We start from the raw sequence: 17,039 nt of genomic DNA on the forward strand, positions 1-17,039 counted from the left end.
TACATGACGCTTAATACATATATTCTCTGGAAAGAAAACAACCAAACGCACGCAAGATTCCCTGAAGGGGATACACGACCGCTTGAGAAAAAAGAGAGTCTCAATATTTCAGGCTCTGGTCGCCGCGCTGTATTTATGGCCCCAAGTGCAGACTTCATTCGTCGTAGCCACCCAAAACCATTTGGCGAAATGGCTAAGCTCTACAAAATTCTTCCAGGTATGCTTCATCAAAGCCTGTTTAAGAAAACAAAACTAAGAAGCCTGATTGTCCCAGCAGCACTCCAAAAAGGTCAATTTTCAAGCTTCTCTCTCGAAGAAGAGCAACTTCAAGCCTTTGTAAATGAAGCAGGTGCACATATCTCTCCAGTGGTTCATGTGGTTCCAATGGCGATGGGTGCAATGCACTATGCAACAGGTAAAACTCACAGCATTGTTGTGGCACCAGAAGGTGAAGGCGTAACAGTCAGCCTCTTTACGCCAGAAAAGCAGCTTATTGAGTTTCGCCATATTGCTAAAAAGGCTCCCCTTCCAGATATCAAACAAACGCTGCAAGCTTGGACAGCGAATTTAAAAGACGTAACCGTTGTTAACCTCACCACACGTAAGGTGACAGCCCCTGAAGGCGCAGAACTTAAAACTGTTAAAACAGAAGAAAGTCCGCTTGTACACGGTTTCTACCATGCCTTAACTGAAGGCGAAAAGTCACCAATGCTTAATGTATGGGACCCAAATAGCATTAAAGCGCTTACAGCTCTTTCACAAGGGCTCAAGTGGCCTCTGCGTGTTGCTATTGTCTCTGGCCTTATTCTTGTGGCTTTACAAACAGCCATTAGTATGAAAATTGAGAGGAGTAATGCTGCTTATGATGGTGCCATTGAAACAGTATTTAACGAAGCACTCCCTGACACACCAATGGTAGAAGCACCACTGCAAATGTCTCGTAGAGCCAATGAGCTTGCCGTGATGACAGGGACAGTTGTTGGCCGTGAAGATGTCCTCCTTGAGAACCTTCTTGCCTTCCAAAATAACGTAAACGCTTCAGAACTCACACTGACACTCGAACGCTTCCAGCTTTCAGGAACATCTCTCAGTATGAATGGCGCCGTTGCAGGCCTAAGCCAAGTTGATATGCTAGAAACGATTGTTGAAGAAAGCTTCCCTGAATGGGACGCATCTGTAAAAGATGTCAAATTAAACGCTGGAGGTAAAGCAACCTTTATCCTTACAGCCAATGTAGATCAGGAGTCATAAGATGAAAGATAAGGTTCTCGCTGAGCTTAAAAAACTCAAAGCCAAAGACGCCAACAGCTTCCTCAGACACCCTGTGTTTAAGCTTGGGGCTTCACTCACATGTACTCTTGTAATTTGGAGTGCGCTTATTCCTACTGGAATGGAAACTCTTGAAGACGGCAAAGAAGACCTGAGCCAAAACAAAAAAGAGCTGCGTGCTCTGCGTGAGCTTTCAGGGCAAATCTACGCCCTTGAGCGTAAGCTTGTTGGCCTAGATGAAGGCTCTGATACAAAGCGTAAAGAAGAAAGCCCGCTGAAGCAGGTTGAACGCCTAGCCAAAGAAGCTAAAGTTTTTGGCCGCATTAGCCGCATTACGCCACTCTCAAAAGAAACAGAGTCAGGCCGCACACAAGGCCTTACAATTGAGTTTGAAGAAATTGATATGGCAAGCCTTACACCCTTCCTACATGCCATTACATACCGTAGCATTCTCGATGTTAAAGAGCTTTCTATGAATAAGCAGCCAAGCAAAGGTGAAGGCATTCTCAGCGCGCGCGTTGTTGCTTGGGAGCTATAATCAGCACATGATTATTAGACCAGAGACACATCAAGACATTCCCCTTATTTCTGAGGTCATTAAAAATGCTTTTAAAAATGTGCCATATAGTGACCAAAGAGAGGCTGAAATTGTAGATGAGCTTCGAAACTTAAAAGACTTAACTCTCAGCTTTGTCGCAGAACACAATGGAAACATCATTGGACATATTGCCTTTTCCCCTGTTCAAGTTTCAGGACACTTTCAGAATTGGTACGGCTTGGGCCCTATTGCAACAGTTCCATCAGAGCAAAACAAAGGTATAGGCTCAGTACTCATTAAGCATGGGTTGGAAGAGTTAAAAAAGCTAAATGCTGAAGGCTGCGTATTACTTGGAGAGCCTGCCTTTTATAGTAAATTTGGATTTCAAAACAATCCCGATTTAATTCTTGATGGCGTACCTGCTGAATATTTTCTTGCTCTTAGCTTTACTCACAACGCCCCACAAGGCAAGGTCACTTACAGCCCCGCTTTTGAGGTATCATAAAGCTCTTTATTCAGGTAAAAACCCTTCAGATTGCATAGCCCAAAGCCTTGCATAAGCACCTTTCTTGGCAAGTAACTGCTTATGGCTACCGTCTTCTACAATTTGGCCGTTATCCATAACCAGAATACGGTCCATCTGCGCAAGGGTTGAAAGTCTATGCGCCACAGCAATCACAGTTTTGTCCTCCATCAAAGTTTCAAGACTCTTCTGAATGTAGCGCTCACTGGCACTATCGAGCGCACTTGTCGCTTCATCTAAAATGAGAATTGGCGCATCCTTAAGGATCGCGCGTGCCATAGCAATACGCTGGCGCTGTCCACCAGAAAGCTTCAAACCACGCTCACCCACCATAGATTGATAACCTTTATCAAGTGAGCCAATAAACTCGCTCGCATAAGCTTTGGCAGCAGCATCTTGCACATCTTCAGGTGATGCATCCGGGCGCCCGTATGAAATATTCTCAAATAGAGTTCTATGGAACAGCGTCGTATCTTGAGGAATAAGGCTAATGTTTTCTCTCAGAGACTCTTCTGTTACCCCTGCAACGTTTTGCCCATCAATGGTGATTTCACCTTTAGAGACATCAAATAAACCAAGTAGCAAGTTCACAAGCGTTGTTTTACCAGCGCCAGAATGACCAACCAACCCAACCTTTTGCCCAGCAGGAATGGTTAACTTAAAGCCGTCCAATACTTCATTATCAGTCTTATAGCCAAAGCTCACATCTTCAAAAACAATTTCACCACCGCTTACATCCAGTGACTCTTCTTGTCCATCTGCATGTTTTTGTGGGCGTACAATTGCTTGCATCCCTTCTTCTACCACACCAATGTTTTCAAACACCTCTGTTAGAATTCCAGAGAGCCACCATGCATAGTTTACTGTTGTTACAACAAGAGGCAGAAGCATAGCCACATCTCCAGTTGTCAGCCAACCATGCTGCCAGCCATACACACAAAATACCGTACAGATCGCAATGAAGATCACGCTCATGATTTCAAGAAAAGCCCAGAACCATTCAATTTTATAGTTAAAGACATTATAGGCATGCGCTGTATCATGGATGGTACTTTTCAAGTGAACCATTTCGTAGGACTTACGAGCAAATAGCTTCACCAGCAGAATGTTACTAATCACATCCACAAAGCGCCCTTGCATAATACTTCCTGTATCCGAAGCTGTATTAGAAAGCTTCTGCACAGTTGGTACAAACTTCATTGTAAAGAAAGCAAAAACAAGAATCCAAGCAATGTATAAAAACCCAAACACTTCATGAGCCATAAAGGCAAGCACAAGAGAGCTCACAAAGTTGGTAAAGCTACCAATAACGGGGTCAACCGCGTTATTCCACACACGGCGAATGGCTTTAGGGGTTTCTGTCACCTTAGAGCTGAGGCGCCCTGCAAAGTCATTCTGATAATACGTCCAACTATGGTTTTGCATATAAGCTGCAATTTCAGTACGGATAGAGCCAGCCATACGCGGCATGCAGTAACCTTTATAAAAACCAGCAATACGCATCAAAATAGGCTGTAAAAGAATACAAAGCACAAAACCAACCAGCAGTGTTGGTCCAAGGTTTTGCCATACAGTTTCAGGTGTAGAGGCTGCAAAACCATCCACAATGTACTTAATAAACAGCGGAATAATAGAAATCAGCACATATGAGATACTGTGCAGACTAAACAGAAGAATCAATGGCCATTTATAAGGGCCAGATAGGACGGCAAAAAAGCGCCACACACTATTGGGAAGCTCTTTCAGTGAGCGAGTATCCTCAATATTGATTTGTAGCGCTTTTGGTAACATGCCTATCCTTTATATATTATGCCCAAGGGCCGTCAGCAGCTTTCTTTTTTGCTGTTGTCGTTTTCTTAGCTGCTGTCTTTGCTTTTGTTGCGCCATCAACAGAGGCTACAGCTGCCATTGTTTCTGCAATACGGTTACCACCGTTCATGTCCATCAACACCATGTTGCCATGCTGTGCGGCACCGCCAAGGGTATCCAAACGGTTTGTGTCCATAAGTAGACCAAGTGCTTGGTCAGCATTCAAGCCAGCGTTCACAAGCTCGTTCATTGCTGCACTCATACCACGAGAGATCGCTTCACGCATTTCCGCAATACCTTCACCTTGTAGCTTCTTAGACTCTTTCTCAGCCTTTGCAATACCAACAAGCTCAATACGCTTGGCTTCTGCAATGTTCTCAGCCGCCTCTTTTTCACGCTGAGAGGCAATAACACGGTTAAAGGCGTCACGTACTTCAACACTTGGTTGAGGCTCATCCACAAGTACGTTTTCAATGATATAACCAAATTTTGCAAAACGCTCTTGCAGTGTGTCACGTACTTGCTTCTCAATCGCGTCGCGGTTTTGGTACAGGTCAATCATATCCATGCTTGATGCTGTTTGACGTACATTGTTAAGTACGTAACTCTTAATCTGCTCTTCAGGATCTTCAAGCTCATAATGTGCTTTCACAGCGCCTTCAGGCTCACTGCTTGCGCGGTATTGCACTTTTACAGGAAGTGTCATGAAAGCGTTATCTTTTGTTTTTACTGAAACATCAGCGCCAATTTCTTGGAGCTGCAGGTTAATTGTGCCCACAACAGCTGTTAGAGGCCAAGGAAGCTTTACACTAAAGCCCGGCATACGTGCTGCACGATGCGGCTTACCGAGTGTTTCTAAAATTTTTGCTCGTTTACCCGGTGTAATGATAATCACGCTCGGTAGAATGTAAAAACATACTACGACCGCTACACCCATCCAAATTGCATAGCCCATTATTTTTCTCCTTATGCTTGCTGAGAGGCTTGTTCTTCAGGAGAGCATTCTGCGCCCTCACCCCCAAGAATGTAGCCCATACATTTAAGCTCAGCAATAATTTTATCAGCCGCTTCATCTGGTTGAAGGCCACTCGTGTCAATTGCAAGTTCAGGATTCTTTGGCGCCTCATACGGATCACTAATTCCTGTGAAGTTTTTAATAATGCCTGCGCGCGCTTTCGCATAAAGACCTTTACGGTCACGCTGCTCACACACCTCAAGCGGTGTTGAAATATGCACTTCTAAAAAGCCACCGACACTGCTAATCATATCGCGAACAGTCGCACGCGTACTTGCATATGGCGCAATTGGTGCACACAGAGCAATACCACCTGCCTTGGTAATTTCACTGGCAACAAAGCCAATGCGCGTAATGTTAATTTCGCGGTGTTCTTTACTAAAACCAAGCTCGCTTGAAAGGTGCGTACGCACAATATCACCATCAAGGAGCGTTACGCTGCGCCCACCCATTTCCATAAACTTGTTGAGTAGAGCATTTGCGACTGTTGATTTTCCTGAACCAGAAAGCCCTGTAAAGAACACAGTAAAGCCGCGCTCATGTAAAGGCTTCATGGTTTTTCTCAACTCCTTGAGAACTTCTGGGAATGAGAACCACTCTGGCACATGCGCTCCTTCAGCAAGCATTTTACGAAAAGCCGTGCCTGAAATATTTTCACTCTCGCGCTCGCCGACTTCATCACGTGGAATGTAAGCATGTTCAGACGGTACATAGAGCATCTCTTGGAAAGGTACCATCGTTACGCCAATTTCTTCTGCGTATTCACGCACAAGGTCCTGTGCGTCATATGGGCCGTAGAAGTCTTGACCATTTTCATCCTTACCAGGGCCAGCATGATCGCGACCAACAATAAAGTGATTACAGCCGTAGTTCTTACGAATAATGGCATGCCAGAGTGCCTCACGCGGGCCACCCATACGCATCGCAAGTGGCAGAAGACTGAGCATCGCCTCACCCTCTGGGTAATTTTCCATCACATGCTCATAGCAGCGTGTACGTGTAAAGTAATCAATATCACCCGGCTTTGTTACACCCACAACAGGGTGAACAAGCAGATTCAAGCCATCCTCTTCCATAGCACGTTTTGTGAGTTCAAAGTGTGCACGGTGCATTGGGTTGCGGGTTTGGAAAGCAACGACATCGCTCCAGCCCTTTTCTTCAAACTCGGCACGGACTTCAGCTGGTGTGCGGCGAATATGCGCAAAATCATAATGTGCAGGTGCATCCACACCAAGAAGTTCACCAGAAAGGTAAACCGCGCCCTCTTCCTGCATCGCTGCCACAGCAGGGTGCGCTGTACTTGTTGTCCCAAATACAAGTTCAGCTTCTCGCGCTTTATCGGCTTTAAACTTTTCATCTACTTGAAGAAGACCAATAAGTAAACCTTCATGGTCACGTAGCGCAATACGCTCCCCCATTTCAATGCTTGCTGCAAACTCTTCGCTAACATCAAGGCAAATTGGCATAGGCCAAACAGTGCCATCGCTTAGGCGCATATCATGGAGCACACTTGTGTAATCTGCTTCATTCATAAATGTTGTCAGCGGAGAAAACGCGCCATTCAAAATCATTTCAACATCACACAGCTGCTTACGCGTGAGCGTGACCGTTTTACTGTGTACTGCTGCAATTGTTTTCAGCTCAGATGCATTATGGCCTGCATAGCCATTTACCAAAGTTCCACCATGAGGTTTAACCAGTGTCATTGCTTTGACCTTTTTTCTTCTTATTAAATTTGTACTTTGCCCGCAGCAATAAACCCGCGAGGGTTATCTAGACCGTCCTTACCATATACAAAGGCTGTGCCATCTGGCTCTACCATGGCGCCGCCAGCTTTCAGGAGCACTGCGTGAGCTGCTGCAGTATCCCACTCCATCGTACGACCAAAACGTGGGTAAATGTCTGCTTCACCTTCTGCAACACGGCAAAACTTAAGGCTTGAGCCATAACTTTTACGCTCTGCCACTGTAAAGGCTTCCATGTAAGAAACTGTTTTTTCATCCAAGTGGTTTTTACTCACCACAGCCGTTAGGCCACTTTCCGGTACTTCACGCACAGAAATCTCAGACCATGTGCCATCAATCACTTTAAAAGCACCCTCATCACAGGCTACAAAACTTTCATTCAAGGCTGGCGCATGCACCACGCCACCAATCGGCTGCCCTTTATGCACAACACCAATATTGACCGTGAACTGGTCACGCTTATTAATAAACTCTTTTGTGCCATCAAGCGGATCGACAAGAAAGAATGTCTCACCAACCGCATCTGCCGCATGGCTTTCTGCGTTCTCCTCACTCACAATAAAGATATCTGGAAAATGCTGTGCAAGTGCCTGCTCAATCACATCGTTACCTGCTTTATCCGCAAGCGTTACAGGACTGTCATCCTCTTTGCTTTCAACCGCAAGGTTATCGTCTTTGTAATATTCAAGAATTTTAAGGCCTGCAGCCAGAGTAATCTCAAGCAGAGTCTCTGCCTGTGTACGTGTTAGATTCATTGAGTCATCTTCTTTTTATTAGGCCCAAATAAAGTAGCACAAACACAAAAAAACAGCATGCGAATTATGCAGTTTGATTTCTCGTAATCTGTTTGGATTTTTTTGCCTGTTACTTGGCTAGAAATTTACTTTAAGTGGCGGGAGTGACGAGACTTGAACTCGCGACCTTCGGCGTGACAGGCCGACACTCTAACCAACTGAGCTACACCCCCGCAATCAAAGTAAGCGCAATTTACGAGTATCTCTTGTATACGTCAAGCCCGAAAATACACATTTTTCACTTTTTTTAAGTATTTTTTAAAAACCCTAATAAAAACAGCCTCCCAAGCCAAAACTTAGGAGACTATTTTTTAGGCATTCTGCTTTTTACTCTATAAAAGCTGCCGCCTCATTCTCTTCAATTTGGCGCTCAAAGCCTTTAAGGCGTTTATGAATACTCAAAAGTTCAACAATAGTTGTCCAGCTATTCACCAAATACTGGAATGAGCTCGACACCTGCCCAAAGGCTGTAAGAATCTGTTGAAGCAAACCAAAGGTAATGGTTGCTGCAACAATTGTTGGAATCAGAATCAGATACGCAAAGATATTATCAGCCTGAATATACATACTCCTGAAAACATTAAAGTACATGTAATGGAAGTATAGGCGGAAGTAGTTTTTACGCACATCCCCAAAAAGCTCTCGCAGCGTCATCGCTTCAGCACGTGTGGCGTTATCCTCACCATACACAAGCTCTTTACGGTAAGCCGCTTCCACACGTTGGTTATGGAATTCCAAGCCTGGAAGTTTAATACCTGCAAGAGCAAGCAGAACAGTACCAAAGAGAGACCAGAAAAGCGCTGCCCAGAACAGTGCATTTGCCACCTCACCCACAACAGGGAGTTCGCTTACATACTCAGATAGGCCAAGCAGTAACGGCAGGAAAGCAAAGAGTGTCATAATACTATCTACAATCGCAACACCAAGACCTTCTACAATGGCTGCAAAACGCATGGTATCTTCTTGTACACGCTGAGCTGCACCCTCAACGCCGCGCACATACTCCCACTTACTTGTGTAGAAGTTTGTCATTGCTGTACGCCAGCGGAAAATATAATGACTAATAAAGAATCGAGAGAGCACGAACACAAAGATAAAGACAAACGCAATCTCTGCAAAAATACCAATAAGGCTATAAATATCCGCCGCGAGAATGGCGCCATCAGCCCCTGTCCCTGTACATTGAAGCCCTTCTGAATCACTCCCAAGCGCTTTTTGAACACAGTCAAAAAATGGACGTCGCCAATTGTTAATGGCAACACTGACTTGAACACTAAAATATGTTTTGAAAATAATCAGCGCAGAACCACCAACACTCCACCAAAACCAGGGATGGTTTGATATTTTACGCCAAACCAACGTTGGCAACAGCCAACACATAAAGCAAAACAAATAAAACCATTGAAAATCTGGCGTTACAAAGTGACCAAGGCCAATCACTGGCTGCTCTGGAGCATTAAAACCAAGTGTTACTCCCCACTCCATACCGTAGCTATACCAAACAAAGACAGCAAGTGCACTCCAAATAATCCATGAAGCAAAGAACCACCTTGGGCTTGGAAAGAATGAATGAAACATATTTTTATTATTCCTTAAAATTAATGGTGTGTAGAGTACCACAAGCTTAAAATTGCTGTCAGAAATTTTAGTGGGGTTGACAGTGTTCGTCACCATAATATATAGTTCAATATATTCGAACAAAAGATAAGGAGATGAAATGAAAACAACTTTCAGACCCTCAACAGAAAGAGGACATACAAACTTTGGATGGCTAAAAAGCGCCCACACTTTTAGCTTTGGTGAGTACTTTGATAGTAAACACATGAACCATAAAAATCTGCGTGTGATTAATGATGATAAAGTGGCACCAGGTGAAGGCTTTGGTACCCATCCACACCAAAATGCAGAGATCATCACATATGTGCTTGAAGGTGCCCTCGCCCACAAAGATAGCATGGGCAATGGCAGCACCATTAAAGCTGGCGATGTACAATATATGAGCGCCGGCTCTGGTGTTACGCACAGTGAGTACAACGCCTCGCAAACTGAGGGCGTACACTTTCTACAAATTTGGGTTCTGCCTAACATGCTGGGTACAACACCAGAGTACAAACAAATTAGCGTACCTGTAGAAAAACGTATGAATGCAGCAACGTTGCTTGTAAGTGGATCAGGCCAAGCAGACATCCAAATTAAGCAGGATATTGAGATTTACGGCGTTGCAGCAGATGGTTCATCTGATGTTTCATTGAACGTGCCTGAAGGGCATAATGCCTACATTCATATGGCAACTGGCGAAACAACTGTTGCAGGCAAACACTTAAGCACTGGAGATGGGTTAATTGTGTCACAGTCTGGACTTTTAACGTTCACAAACAATTCTAAAACTCAGGCTCTTGTGTTTATCCAACCTGAAAAGTAGCGTAAACTACTGTCAGGTTTGATTTTTAGCCCTGCTACACAAGCAGAGGCAAATACATATTTTTAGAATAAGGATAATAAACATGTCAGCAGAAGTGATTCAGAAGAAAGATTCAGAAACAATAACTCTTAATAGATATAGTGGCTCTGTAGGGCCAGACGTACTTGACGTACAAGCGCTTTACAAAGACACAGGCATGTTTACATACGACCCAGGCTTTATGAGTACAGCGGCCTGCCAAAGTGCAATCACTTACATTGATGGTGACAAAGGTGTCCTTATGTACCGCGGTTACCCAATTGAGCAACTTGCTGAAAAATCAAACCACATTGAAGTTTGCTACCTTCTTATGCATGGCGAACTCCCTGATAAAAAGCAAGCAGCTGAGTTTGAAAAAATCATTACTGAGCACACAATGGTGAATGACCAGCTTCAGTACTTCTTCCGTGGGTTCCGTCGTGATGCTCACCCAATGTCTATCCTTGTTGGTGTGGTTGGTGCACTTAGCTCTTTCTACCACGACTCACTAGACATTAACGATCCTAAGCATCGCCAAATCAGTGCACACCGCCTGATTGCGAAAATGCCAACACTTGTTGCGATGACATACCGCTACAACCAAGGCCTTCCATTTGTGTACCCACAAAACAAATACAACTACTCAGAAAACTTCCTCAACATGATGTTTTCTGTACCAGCTGAAGAGTACACACCAAATCCAATTGTTGCGAAAGCAATGGACAAGATCTTTATGCTTCATGCTGACCACGAGCAAAACGCATCAACATCGACTGTACGCCTTGCTGGCTCATCTGGCGCAAACCCGTTTGCATGTATCTCAAGTGGTATTGCCTGCCTATGGGGCCCTGCTCATGGTGGTGCAAACGAAGCCGTACTGAAGATGCTTGCTGAAATTGGCTCAGTTGAGAACATTCCAGCATACATGGAAAAAGTAAAAGACAAAAACAACAGCACACGCCTGATGGGCTTCGGTCACCGCGTGTACAAAAACTTTGACCCTCGCGCAACTATCATGCGTGATACATGTCATGAAGTTCTGGAAGCACTTGGTGTTGAAGACCCAATGCTAGACGTTGCGATGAAACTTGAAGAAATTGCTCTAAGCGACCCATACTTTGTAGACCGCAAACTTTACCCGAACGTAGACTTCTACAGCGGTATTATTATGCGCGCCATTGGTATCCCAACGAGCCTATTCACAGCAATCTTTGCTCTATCTCGTACAGTTGGCTGGATTTCTCACTGGATGGAAATGATGGGTGAACCAACACAAAAGATTGGTCGTCCTCGTCAGCTTTACACAGGTGCTGACAAACGTGATTATGTAGAGCTGAGCAAGCGCAAGTAAGCCAGTCCTCTACATAGTAAAGCCCTCTCAAATGAGAGGGCTACTCTTTAGCAACCAAGATCCCTGCCGTTCCAGTTATGGTTGTCGCACTTTGAATCACCTTGCTGCTATTTGAACCAGCACCACCTGTTACATCTGTGCGGTTTTGAAGAATAACTGCATTACATCGCATTTCAACAGCCTGTCCAGCAAGGGTTTCATTAATCTCTTCCATATGTTTGGGCACAGAAGTTAAATAGCCAGCAGCACTGTGCTGTACCATACCAATCGGCTTAAAAACTTTACCTTCCGGCAGAAAATCTTTACCCCAGAAGAATTCAACACCATTGATGTTCATCAGGTTTCCCCTTTTGAAAATAGAAAGAAAAGATAGAATTCTCAGTTAAAATATCAATTGTATACAGCACAGTCAAGGCAAAAGAAAAAGCCCCGCAGGGCTTTCTCTGAAATATTTGAAGCTTACTTCTTCGGAAGCATGCTCAGCGGGTTCACTGGCGTTGCGTTCTTACGTACTTCAAAGTGTAGTTGAGCTGTATCTACACCACCAGATGTACCAGCAAGTGCCACCACTTGGCCTTTCTTCACTCTCTCACCTTTTGTTACCTTGTTTGTATCGTTATGACCATAAGCCGTTACGATACCACCACGGTGCTGAATCAGAACAAGGTTACCGTATGACTTCAGACCATCGTCTGCATAAATCACCGTACCTGCATCTGCAGCGTAAATTGGAGAACCTTTCGGAAGCTTCACGTTAATACCTGTGTGCTTCACACCATCTTTCTTTGTACCAAAGCGCTTAATCAATGTCCCTTCAGCAGGCCACATCATACCCTTAGCAGGGATACCGCTTGCCATCATTGGGCTACGCTTAATAGAGTTTGTTTCCGCCTTTCGAACTGGCTTTGGCTTTTCTTTAGAAACACTCTTAAGAGCAACAGCTACATTGCCGCGACCGTTTGGCGTTTTTCCGTAATCAGCATGGCCCGGAGATACAGCCAGCGCAGTTGTCATTTGATCAATACCTTTGCTCGGTACAGTCAGAGCTTGACCAACGTTTAGTCCCTGCCCTTGCGTTAGACCATTTTTAGAAAGAAGTGTGTTGAGGCTTGTGCCGTACTTAAGTGCGATACGGTAAGCGTTCTCACCCTTTTGCACAACGTGCTTAGATGTCCAGCCGCCTGTTGCTTTTGGCTGAGTCGTTGCAACCGTTGTCTCAGTTACAACTGGTTTAGTCATTGTTACAGGTTTTGTTTCTGTTTCAGTACCGTACTTAGCTGTCAGGCTGTAACGACCAGAAGTAGACGTTGTTGCTGTCGTACCAGGAATCTCAAGAGACTGACCCACCATAAGAGCACCAGGATCAGTAATATCATTCGCTGCCATAATAGAATCTACAGAGGAGCCGTACTTCTTAGCAATACCGTACAAGCCTTCACCGCGCTCAACAATATGGTATGACTTTGCAGTTTCCGTTACAGGAGAAGCCGTTACACTTGGCATTGCAATTGTGTTCACAACCTTTGGCTCAATCACAGTAGAAGTTGGAGATGGGTAAGGAGACAAACGCCCTGTAATCACAGGTGCAGGATCTTGTGTCATACAAGCTGTTAGCCCTGTTGATGCTAAAATTGATAGCCCAAGTACAATGTTACGTTTTATCATTCTTCTTCCCCAGTACCCCTGCACTTTTATGCAGCGTTATTATTTTTATATTTTAGAAAATCGGCGCCCCCAAGCGCATAGATTTTCTATGCTCTTAATAAGAATTTTACCAAGACAATCCCCAAAATCAAAACAATAGAGCCCGCAATGGTGATTGGATAAAGGTTTTTTTCAATCCATTCTTTAAAACTGGGTCCTCCGCGCCACAGTAGCCAAGCGATCAGGAAGAACCTCGCACCACGTGAAAGTAGAGACGCAATAATAAAGCTAAAGATATTGGCATGTAGCAATCCACTAAAAATTGTAAATACTTTATAAGGAATTGGTGAGAAACCTGCTACAGCTACGATATAAATATCGTACTCTGCGTACCAGTCCTGCAATGTATCAAACTTATGCTCAAGCCCATAGAAGGATACAACGTATTGGCCCACAAAGTCGTAGCCAGCGTAACCAATCATGTAACCCAAAATACCACCAAGCACAGAACCTGCAGTACAGAGCATTGCATAGTGGAAAGCTTTATCACGGTTAATGATAACCATTGGAATAAGTAGAACATCTGGTGGAATTGGGAAAACTGAAGATTCTACAAACGCAATCATAAACAGCCAAAACGGCGCATGTGGGTGGTTTGCAAGATATACAACTTTTGCGTAGATTTCTTTTAACATAGTCCCTGTTTCCTACCTTGCTTCTGGCACGCCCTCTGCGCCAATGAGTGGCACAAAGCGGACAACGCCTAAATTCTTTTCTTCAAAACCAGTTTCTGTACGTGTGTAACGCATCAATGTTTGCAGGTCATCACGTGAATCTCCAACAGGAATCACAAGAATACCGCCAACAGTCAGCTGATCCAGCAGAGACTGCGGCACAGTTGGAGACGCAGCTGTCACCATAATACGGTCAAATGGCGCTTGCTCCTTCCAGCCGAGCGTACCATCACCCACCTTTGTCACCACGTTAAAAATACCAAGCGCCTCAAAGCGCTGGTTAGCTACATGGCTCAAAGATGCATGGCGCTCAATACTAAAGAGCCTACGTACCAAACGAGACAAAATCGCAGCTTGATAGCCCGACCCTGTACCGATTTCTAAAACTTTATGAGATTTTTTGAGTTCCAGCGCCGCCGTCATGCAGGCCACAACAAGTGGCTGAGAAATGGTTTGGCTTTCACCAATTGGAAGCGCGCTGTTTTTATAAGCATCACTTCTAAAGCCCATATCTAGGAAGATTTCGCGTGGCAATGCACGCATAACGTCCAGCACAGAGGTATCCTTCACACCCTCTTTCGCCAGATTATCAACCATCTGGTCGCGAAGAGCCTGAGTAATAGCGTACTGTGCTGGAACGCGCATGTGTTATTTCGCCTCAATCACAGTTTGGCCACCCATGTACGGTACAAGAGCGTCAGGAACAATGATGCTGCCATCTTGTTGCTGATAGTTTTCCATAACCGCGACAAGTGCACGACCTGTTGCGATACCTGAACCGTTCAATGTGTGGATAAAGCGTGTATTACCGTCAACATCCTTAAAGCGTGCCTTCATACGACGCGCCTGGAAGTCACCACAGTTTGAGCATGATGAGATTTCACGGTATGTTTCTTGAGCTGGCACCCAAACTTCAACATCGTAAGTTTTGCGTGCACCAAAGCCAATATCACCTGTGCAAAGTGTAATCACACGGTATGGCAGCTCAAGGCGCTTCAGTACCTCTTCCGCACAAGATGTCATGAATTCAAGAGCTTCATCACTCTTTTCAGGGTGAACAAGCTGAACCATTTCCACCTTACCAAACTGGTGCATGCGGATGTAACCACGTGTGTCTTTACCTGCACTACCCGCTTCACGACGGAAACATTGAGTCCAAGCGGCAAACTTGAATGGAAGCTCTTCTTCTTTGAACATTTTGCCGGCAGCAAAGTTCGTTACTGGAACTTCAGCTGTTGGCAGAAGCCAGCGACCATCCGTTGTTTGGAACAGATCATCAGAGAACTTAGGTAGCTGCCCTGTTCCGTAAGCTGTTTCATCGTTCACAAGCATTGGAGGCATCACTTCTGTAAAGCCAAACTCACGAGTGTGAAGATCAAGCATAAAGTTACCAAGCGCACGCTCGAGACGGGCAAGGTCACCTTGCATCCAAGCAAAGCGGCTACCAGACATCTTCGCGCTAATATCAAAGCGCATGCCGTCTAGCTCTTCACCAAGCTCGTAGTGATGCTTAGGGTTTGTCATAGACTTTGGCTCGCCCCATTTTCGTACTTCAACGTTGTGCTCTTCATCGTCACCATCTGGAATAGAGTCTTCCACAAGGTTCGGCACAGCACTTAGCACAGCCATAAAGGCTTGCTCAGCTTCACGCTCTTTGTCTTCTAAATCTTTCATTTGTGGACCAATAGCCTGTACTTCAGCCATTAGCTCTGCCGCATCTTCGCCTTTTGCTTTTAGCTGCCCAACCTGCTTAGAAAGATCGTTACGTTTGCTTTGTAGTGCTTGAAGATCTGTCATCACTTCACGACGCTTCTCGTCTAGCGCAAGAATATCCGAGGATGAAACCGAATGTCCTCTACGGCCATTAATGCGGTCAAACTCTTGGGGATTTTCACGAATCCAACGGATATCTAACATAGATCTCACTCTTTCATTTTTTAGGTTTTGTTTAAGATGCATTTCTGCGGTGAAAACTATAACAAGTTTTACTCAGGCTGACTAGAGTTTAACTCGGAAGATTTCTCTTTTTTCGAGGATAAAATACGACACAGAATCAGGCTAATTTCATAGAGAACCAAAAGCGGTACAGCCAACATCAGCTGAGAGGCTGGGTCTGGTGGCGTAAGCACGGCAGCCGCAATAAAAATAACCACAACTGCGTAGCGTCTGAACCACTTAAGTGTTTGAAGGCTCACCACACCAAATACGCTGAGAAGCACCAGCAGAACAGGAAGCTCAAACGCAAGGCCGAAGGCAAAGGTCATTTTCAGGAAAAACCCAAGGTATTCTTTAACCGATGGAAGTGCAGCAAGCCCCTCACCTGCAAACCCAAAGAAGAACGGCACCGCAATAGGCATCACAAGGAAAAAGCTAAACGCTCCACCGAGGTAAAACATAAACGGCGTTGCCACCAAAAACGGCCAAAGAATTTCAGCTTCATTTTTGTAAAGCCCTGGCGCAATAAAGCGCCACAACTGCCAAAGAAGCATTGGAAGCGTCACAAACAAACTACAGAAGAAACACATCTTCAAATACGTTACAAACAGTTCAGGCACTGCTGTAAAGATCATTTGAAGTTCACCGCCTTGTGCTTGCTTTAAGGGCTCAGTAAGCGCCTGAAATAGTGGCTGCTTAAATGCGTAAAACACGCCAAAGCCAAGGGTAAGCGTGAGCATGGCGTACATCATACGTTTTCTGAGTTCTAAAAGGTGCTCAACAAGAGCATCAAAAGGAGATTTATCCATTAGAGAGGCTTCTCCTCTCCGTCTTTTTTCTTATCGAGAGGCTCCATTTGTGGCCCCTCTAACGTTTCAGGCTCAGCATTCAGAGCATTTTTAATATCTGCCCAAAAGGCCTGAACACTTCTGACTGTCTGTCCCAACATGCGTAGTGCTTCTGGCATGTGCCTCGGCCCAACCACAAGCAGAGCCACAACCATAATTAAACCAAGTTCAAGAAGCCCAACGCCAAACATGACTTATTTTTTCTTGTTTGTTTTTTTAGTTGGCTTATCTTCGATATCATCTTCCGCAGGCTCTTTGCCATTTACGCCTTCTTTGAAAGACTTAATCCCCTTACCAAAATCAGACATCACACGTGGCAGCTTACCAGCGCCAAAGAGTACGAGTACAATCAATAGAATGATGATGAGCTCAGTTGCTCCAAGTCCGAACATAG

At 44.7% G+C, this 17,039-nt stretch carries 18 protein-coding genes and 1 tRNA gene; 5 read left to right on the forward strand and 14 right to left on the reverse strand.

The window, feature by feature from the left end; all coding sequences use genetic code 11:
* The first annotated feature begins 3 nt into the window (after positions 1 to 3).
* From VX730_02400 to VX730_02410, 3 genes are read left to right on the forward strand one after another with little or no spacing between them, the layout of a single operon-like run.
* Positions 4 to 1,251, forward strand: coding sequence for a hypothetical protein (locus VX730_02400; GenBank protein ID MEC9291230.1), 1,248 nt, complete (start codon positions 4 to 6; stop codon positions 1,249 to 1,251).
* A 1-nt stretch (position 1,252) separates the two neighbouring features.
* Positions 1,253 to 1,807, forward strand: coding sequence for a hypothetical protein (locus tag VX730_02405; GenBank protein MEC9291231.1), 555 nt, complete (start codon positions 1,253 to 1,255; stop codon positions 1,805 to 1,807).
* A 7-nt stretch (positions 1,808 to 1,814) separates the two neighbouring features.
* The gene (locus tag VX730_02410) at positions 1,815 to 2,312 is read left to right on the forward strand and encodes an N-acetyltransferase (protein MEC9291232.1); all 498 of its coding nucleotides are present in this window, start codon (positions 1,815 to 1,817) and stop codon (positions 2,310 to 2,312) included.
* A 6-nt stretch (positions 2,313 to 2,318) separates the two neighbouring features.
* On the opposite strand, the gene VX730_02415 is transcribed toward VX730_02410, so the two are convergent.
* From VX730_02415 to sbmA, 6 genes are all read right to left on the reverse strand, one after another.
* Positions 2,319 to 4,121, reverse strand: a complete 1,803-nt coding sequence (locus tag VX730_02415) for an ABC transporter ATP-binding protein (GenBank protein MEC9291233.1) — start codon at positions 4,119 to 4,121, stop codon at positions 2,319 to 2,321.
* 16 nt (positions 4,122 to 4,137) lie between these two features.
* The gene (locus VX730_02420) at positions 4,138 to 5,094 is read right to left on the reverse strand and encodes an SPFH domain-containing protein (protein MEC9291234.1); all 957 of its coding nucleotides are present in this window, start codon (positions 5,092 to 5,094) and stop codon (positions 4,138 to 4,140) included.
* 11 nt (positions 5,095 to 5,105) lie between these two features.
* Complete coding sequence (locus VX730_02425; GenBank protein MEC9291235.1) at positions 5,106 to 6,860, reverse strand: bifunctional sulfate adenylyltransferase/adenylylsulfate kinase; 1,755 nt, start codon at positions 6,858 to 6,860, stop codon at positions 5,106 to 5,108.
* Between the two features lie 23 nt (positions 6,861 to 6,883).
* Complete coding sequence (cysQ, locus tag VX730_02430) at positions 6,884 to 7,654, reverse strand: 3'(2'),5'-bisphosphate nucleotidase CysQ (GenBank protein ID MEC9291236.1); 771 nt, start codon at positions 7,652 to 7,654, stop codon at positions 6,884 to 6,886.
* A 135-nt stretch (positions 7,655 to 7,789) separates the two neighbouring features.
* Positions 7,790 to 7,866 (reverse strand) — tRNA-Asp (locus VX730_02435).
* 154 nt (positions 7,867 to 8,020) lie between these two features.
* The gene (gene sbmA, locus VX730_02440; protein ID MEC9291237.1) at positions 8,021 to 9,271 is read right to left on the reverse strand and encodes a peptide antibiotic transporter SbmA; all 1,251 of its coding nucleotides are present in this window, start codon (positions 9,269 to 9,271) and stop codon (positions 8,021 to 8,023) included.
* A gap of 139 nt (positions 9,272 to 9,410) precedes the next feature.
* On the opposite strand from sbmA, the gene VX730_02445 reads away from it, so the two are divergent.
* Complete coding sequence (locus VX730_02445) at positions 9,411 to 10,115, forward strand: pirin family protein (GenBank protein MEC9291238.1); 705 nt, start codon at positions 9,411 to 9,413, stop codon at positions 10,113 to 10,115.
* An 82-nt stretch (positions 10,116 to 10,197) separates the two neighbouring features.
* Positions 10,198 to 11,484 (forward strand): citrate synthase, encoded by a 1,287-nt coding sequence (gene gltA, locus VX730_02450; protein ID MEC9291239.1) that lies wholly within the window; start codon positions 10,198 to 10,200, stop codon positions 11,482 to 11,484.
* Positions 11,485 to 11,524: 40 nt separating this feature from the next.
* Here gltA and VX730_02455 read toward each other — a convergent pair whose 3' ends face one another.
* The 8 genes from VX730_02455 to tatA form a co-directional block, all read right to left on the reverse strand.
* Positions 11,525 to 11,821: a hypothetical protein gene (locus tag VX730_02455; protein MEC9291240.1), complete on the reverse strand. Its 297-nt coding sequence runs from the start codon at positions 11,819 to 11,821 to the stop codon at positions 11,525 to 11,527.
* A gap of 122 nt (positions 11,822 to 11,943) precedes the next feature.
* Positions 11,944 to 13,149, reverse strand: coding sequence for a peptidoglycan DD-metalloendopeptidase family protein (locus VX730_02460; protein ID MEC9291241.1), 1,206 nt, complete (start codon positions 13,147 to 13,149; stop codon positions 11,944 to 11,946).
* A gap of 86 nt (positions 13,150 to 13,235) precedes the next feature.
* Complete coding sequence (locus VX730_02465) at positions 13,236 to 13,823, reverse strand: YqaA family protein (GenBank protein MEC9291242.1); 588 nt, start codon at positions 13,821 to 13,823, stop codon at positions 13,236 to 13,238.
* Positions 13,824 to 13,835: 12 nt separating this feature from the next.
* Positions 13,836 to 14,507 carry a protein-L-isoaspartate(D-aspartate) O-methyltransferase gene (locus VX730_02470; protein ID MEC9291243.1) on the reverse strand — a complete coding sequence of 224 codons (672 nt, stop codon included), beginning with the start codon at positions 14,505 to 14,507 and terminating at the stop codon, positions 13,836 to 13,838.
* A 3-nt stretch (positions 14,508 to 14,510) separates the two neighbouring features.
* A complete protein-coding gene (serS, locus tag VX730_02475; protein ID MEC9291244.1) occupies positions 14,511 to 15,779 on the reverse strand; it encodes a serine--tRNA ligase in 1,269 nt (422 codons plus the stop codon).
* 68 nt (positions 15,780 to 15,847) lie between these two features.
* Positions 15,848 to 16,606 carry a twin-arginine translocase subunit TatC gene (gene tatC, locus VX730_02480; GenBank protein ID MEC9291245.1) on the reverse strand — a complete coding sequence of 253 codons (759 nt, stop codon included), beginning with the start codon at positions 16,604 to 16,606 and terminating at the stop codon, positions 15,848 to 15,850.
* Positions 16,606 to 16,836 (reverse strand): twin-arginine translocase TatA/TatE family subunit, encoded by a 231-nt coding sequence (locus VX730_02485; GenBank protein ID MEC9291246.1) that lies wholly within the window; start codon positions 16,834 to 16,836, stop codon positions 16,606 to 16,608. Before VX730_02485 ends, tatC begins: the two co-directional genes overlap by 1 nt.
* A 3-nt stretch (positions 16,837 to 16,839) precedes the next feature.
* A complete protein-coding gene (gene tatA, locus VX730_02490) occupies positions 16,840 to 17,037 on the reverse strand; it encodes a twin-arginine translocase TatA/TatE family subunit (protein MEC9291247.1) in 198 nt (65 codons plus the stop codon).
* Positions 17,038 to 17,039: the final 2 nt, after the last annotated feature.

The sequence above is a fragment of the Pseudomonadota bacterium genome (genome assembly GCA_036141575.1).
In the GTDB taxonomy this organism is placed as follows: Bacteria; Pseudomonadota; Alphaproteobacteria; order UBA2136; family JAPKEQ01; genus JAPKEQ01.

What these genes read in the sequence shown, in the direction of transcription:
- VX730_02400 (MEC9291230.1), top strand. Translation starts at nt 4, where the DNA reads ATGACGCTTAATACATATATTCTCTGGAAAGAAAACAACCAAACGCAC.
- VX730_02405 (MEC9291231.1), top strand. Translation starts at nt 1,253, where the DNA reads ATGAAAGATAAGGTTCTCGCTGAGCTTAAAAAACTCAAAGCCAAAGAC.
- VX730_02410 (MEC9291232.1), top strand. Translation starts at nt 1,815, where the DNA reads ATGATTATTAGACCAGAGACACATCAAGACATTCCCCTTATTTCTGAG.
- VX730_02415 (MEC9291233.1), bottom strand. Translation starts at nt 4,121, where the DNA reads ATGTTACCAAAAGCGCTACAAATCAATATTGAGGATACTCGCTCACTG.
- VX730_02420 (MEC9291234.1), bottom strand. Translation starts at nt 5,094, where the DNA reads ATGGGCTATGCAATTTGGATGGGTGTAGCGGTCGTAGTATGTTTTTAC.
- VX730_02425 (MEC9291235.1), bottom strand. Translation starts at nt 6,860, where the DNA reads ATGACACTGGTTAAACCTCATGGTGGAACTTTGGTAAATGGCTATGCA.
- cysQ (MEC9291236.1), bottom strand. Translation starts at nt 7,654, where the DNA reads ATGAATCTAACACGTACACAGGCAGAGACTCTGCTTGAGATTACTCTG.
- sbmA (MEC9291237.1), bottom strand. Translation starts at nt 9,271, where the DNA reads ATGTTTCATTCATTCTTTCCAAGCCCAAGGTGGTTCTTTGCTTCATGG.
- VX730_02445 (MEC9291238.1), top strand. Translation starts at nt 9,411, where the DNA reads ATGAAAACAACTTTCAGACCCTCAACAGAAAGAGGACATACAAACTTT.
- gltA (MEC9291239.1), top strand. Translation starts at nt 10,198, where the DNA reads ATGTCAGCAGAAGTGATTCAGAAGAAAGATTCAGAAACAATAACTCTT.
- VX730_02455 (MEC9291240.1), bottom strand. Translation starts at nt 11,821, where the DNA reads ATGAACATCAATGGTGTTGAATTCTTCTGGGGTAAAGATTTTCTGCCG.
- VX730_02460 (MEC9291241.1), bottom strand. Translation starts at nt 13,149, where the DNA reads ATGATAAAACGTAACATTGTACTTGGGCTATCAATTTTAGCATCAACA.
- VX730_02465 (MEC9291242.1), bottom strand. Translation starts at nt 13,823, where the DNA reads ATGTTAAAAGAAATCTACGCAAAAGTTGTATATCTTGCAAACCACCCA.
- VX730_02470 (MEC9291243.1), bottom strand. Translation starts at nt 14,507, where the DNA reads ATGCGCGTTCCAGCACAGTACGCTATTACTCAGGCTCTTCGCGACCAG.
- serS (MEC9291244.1), bottom strand. Translation starts at nt 15,779, where the DNA reads ATGTTAGATATCCGTTGGATTCGTGAAAATCCCCAAGAGTTTGACCGC.
- tatC (MEC9291245.1), bottom strand. Translation starts at nt 16,606, where the DNA reads ATGGATAAATCTCCTTTTGATGCTCTTGTTGAGCACCTTTTAGAACTC.
- VX730_02485 (MEC9291246.1), bottom strand. Translation starts at nt 16,836, where the DNA reads ATGTTTGGCGTTGGGCTTCTTGAACTTGGTTTAATTATGGTTGTGGCT.
- tatA (MEC9291247.1), bottom strand. Translation starts at nt 17,037, where the DNA reads ATGTTCGGACTTGGAGCAACTGAGCTCATCATCATTCTATTGATTGTA.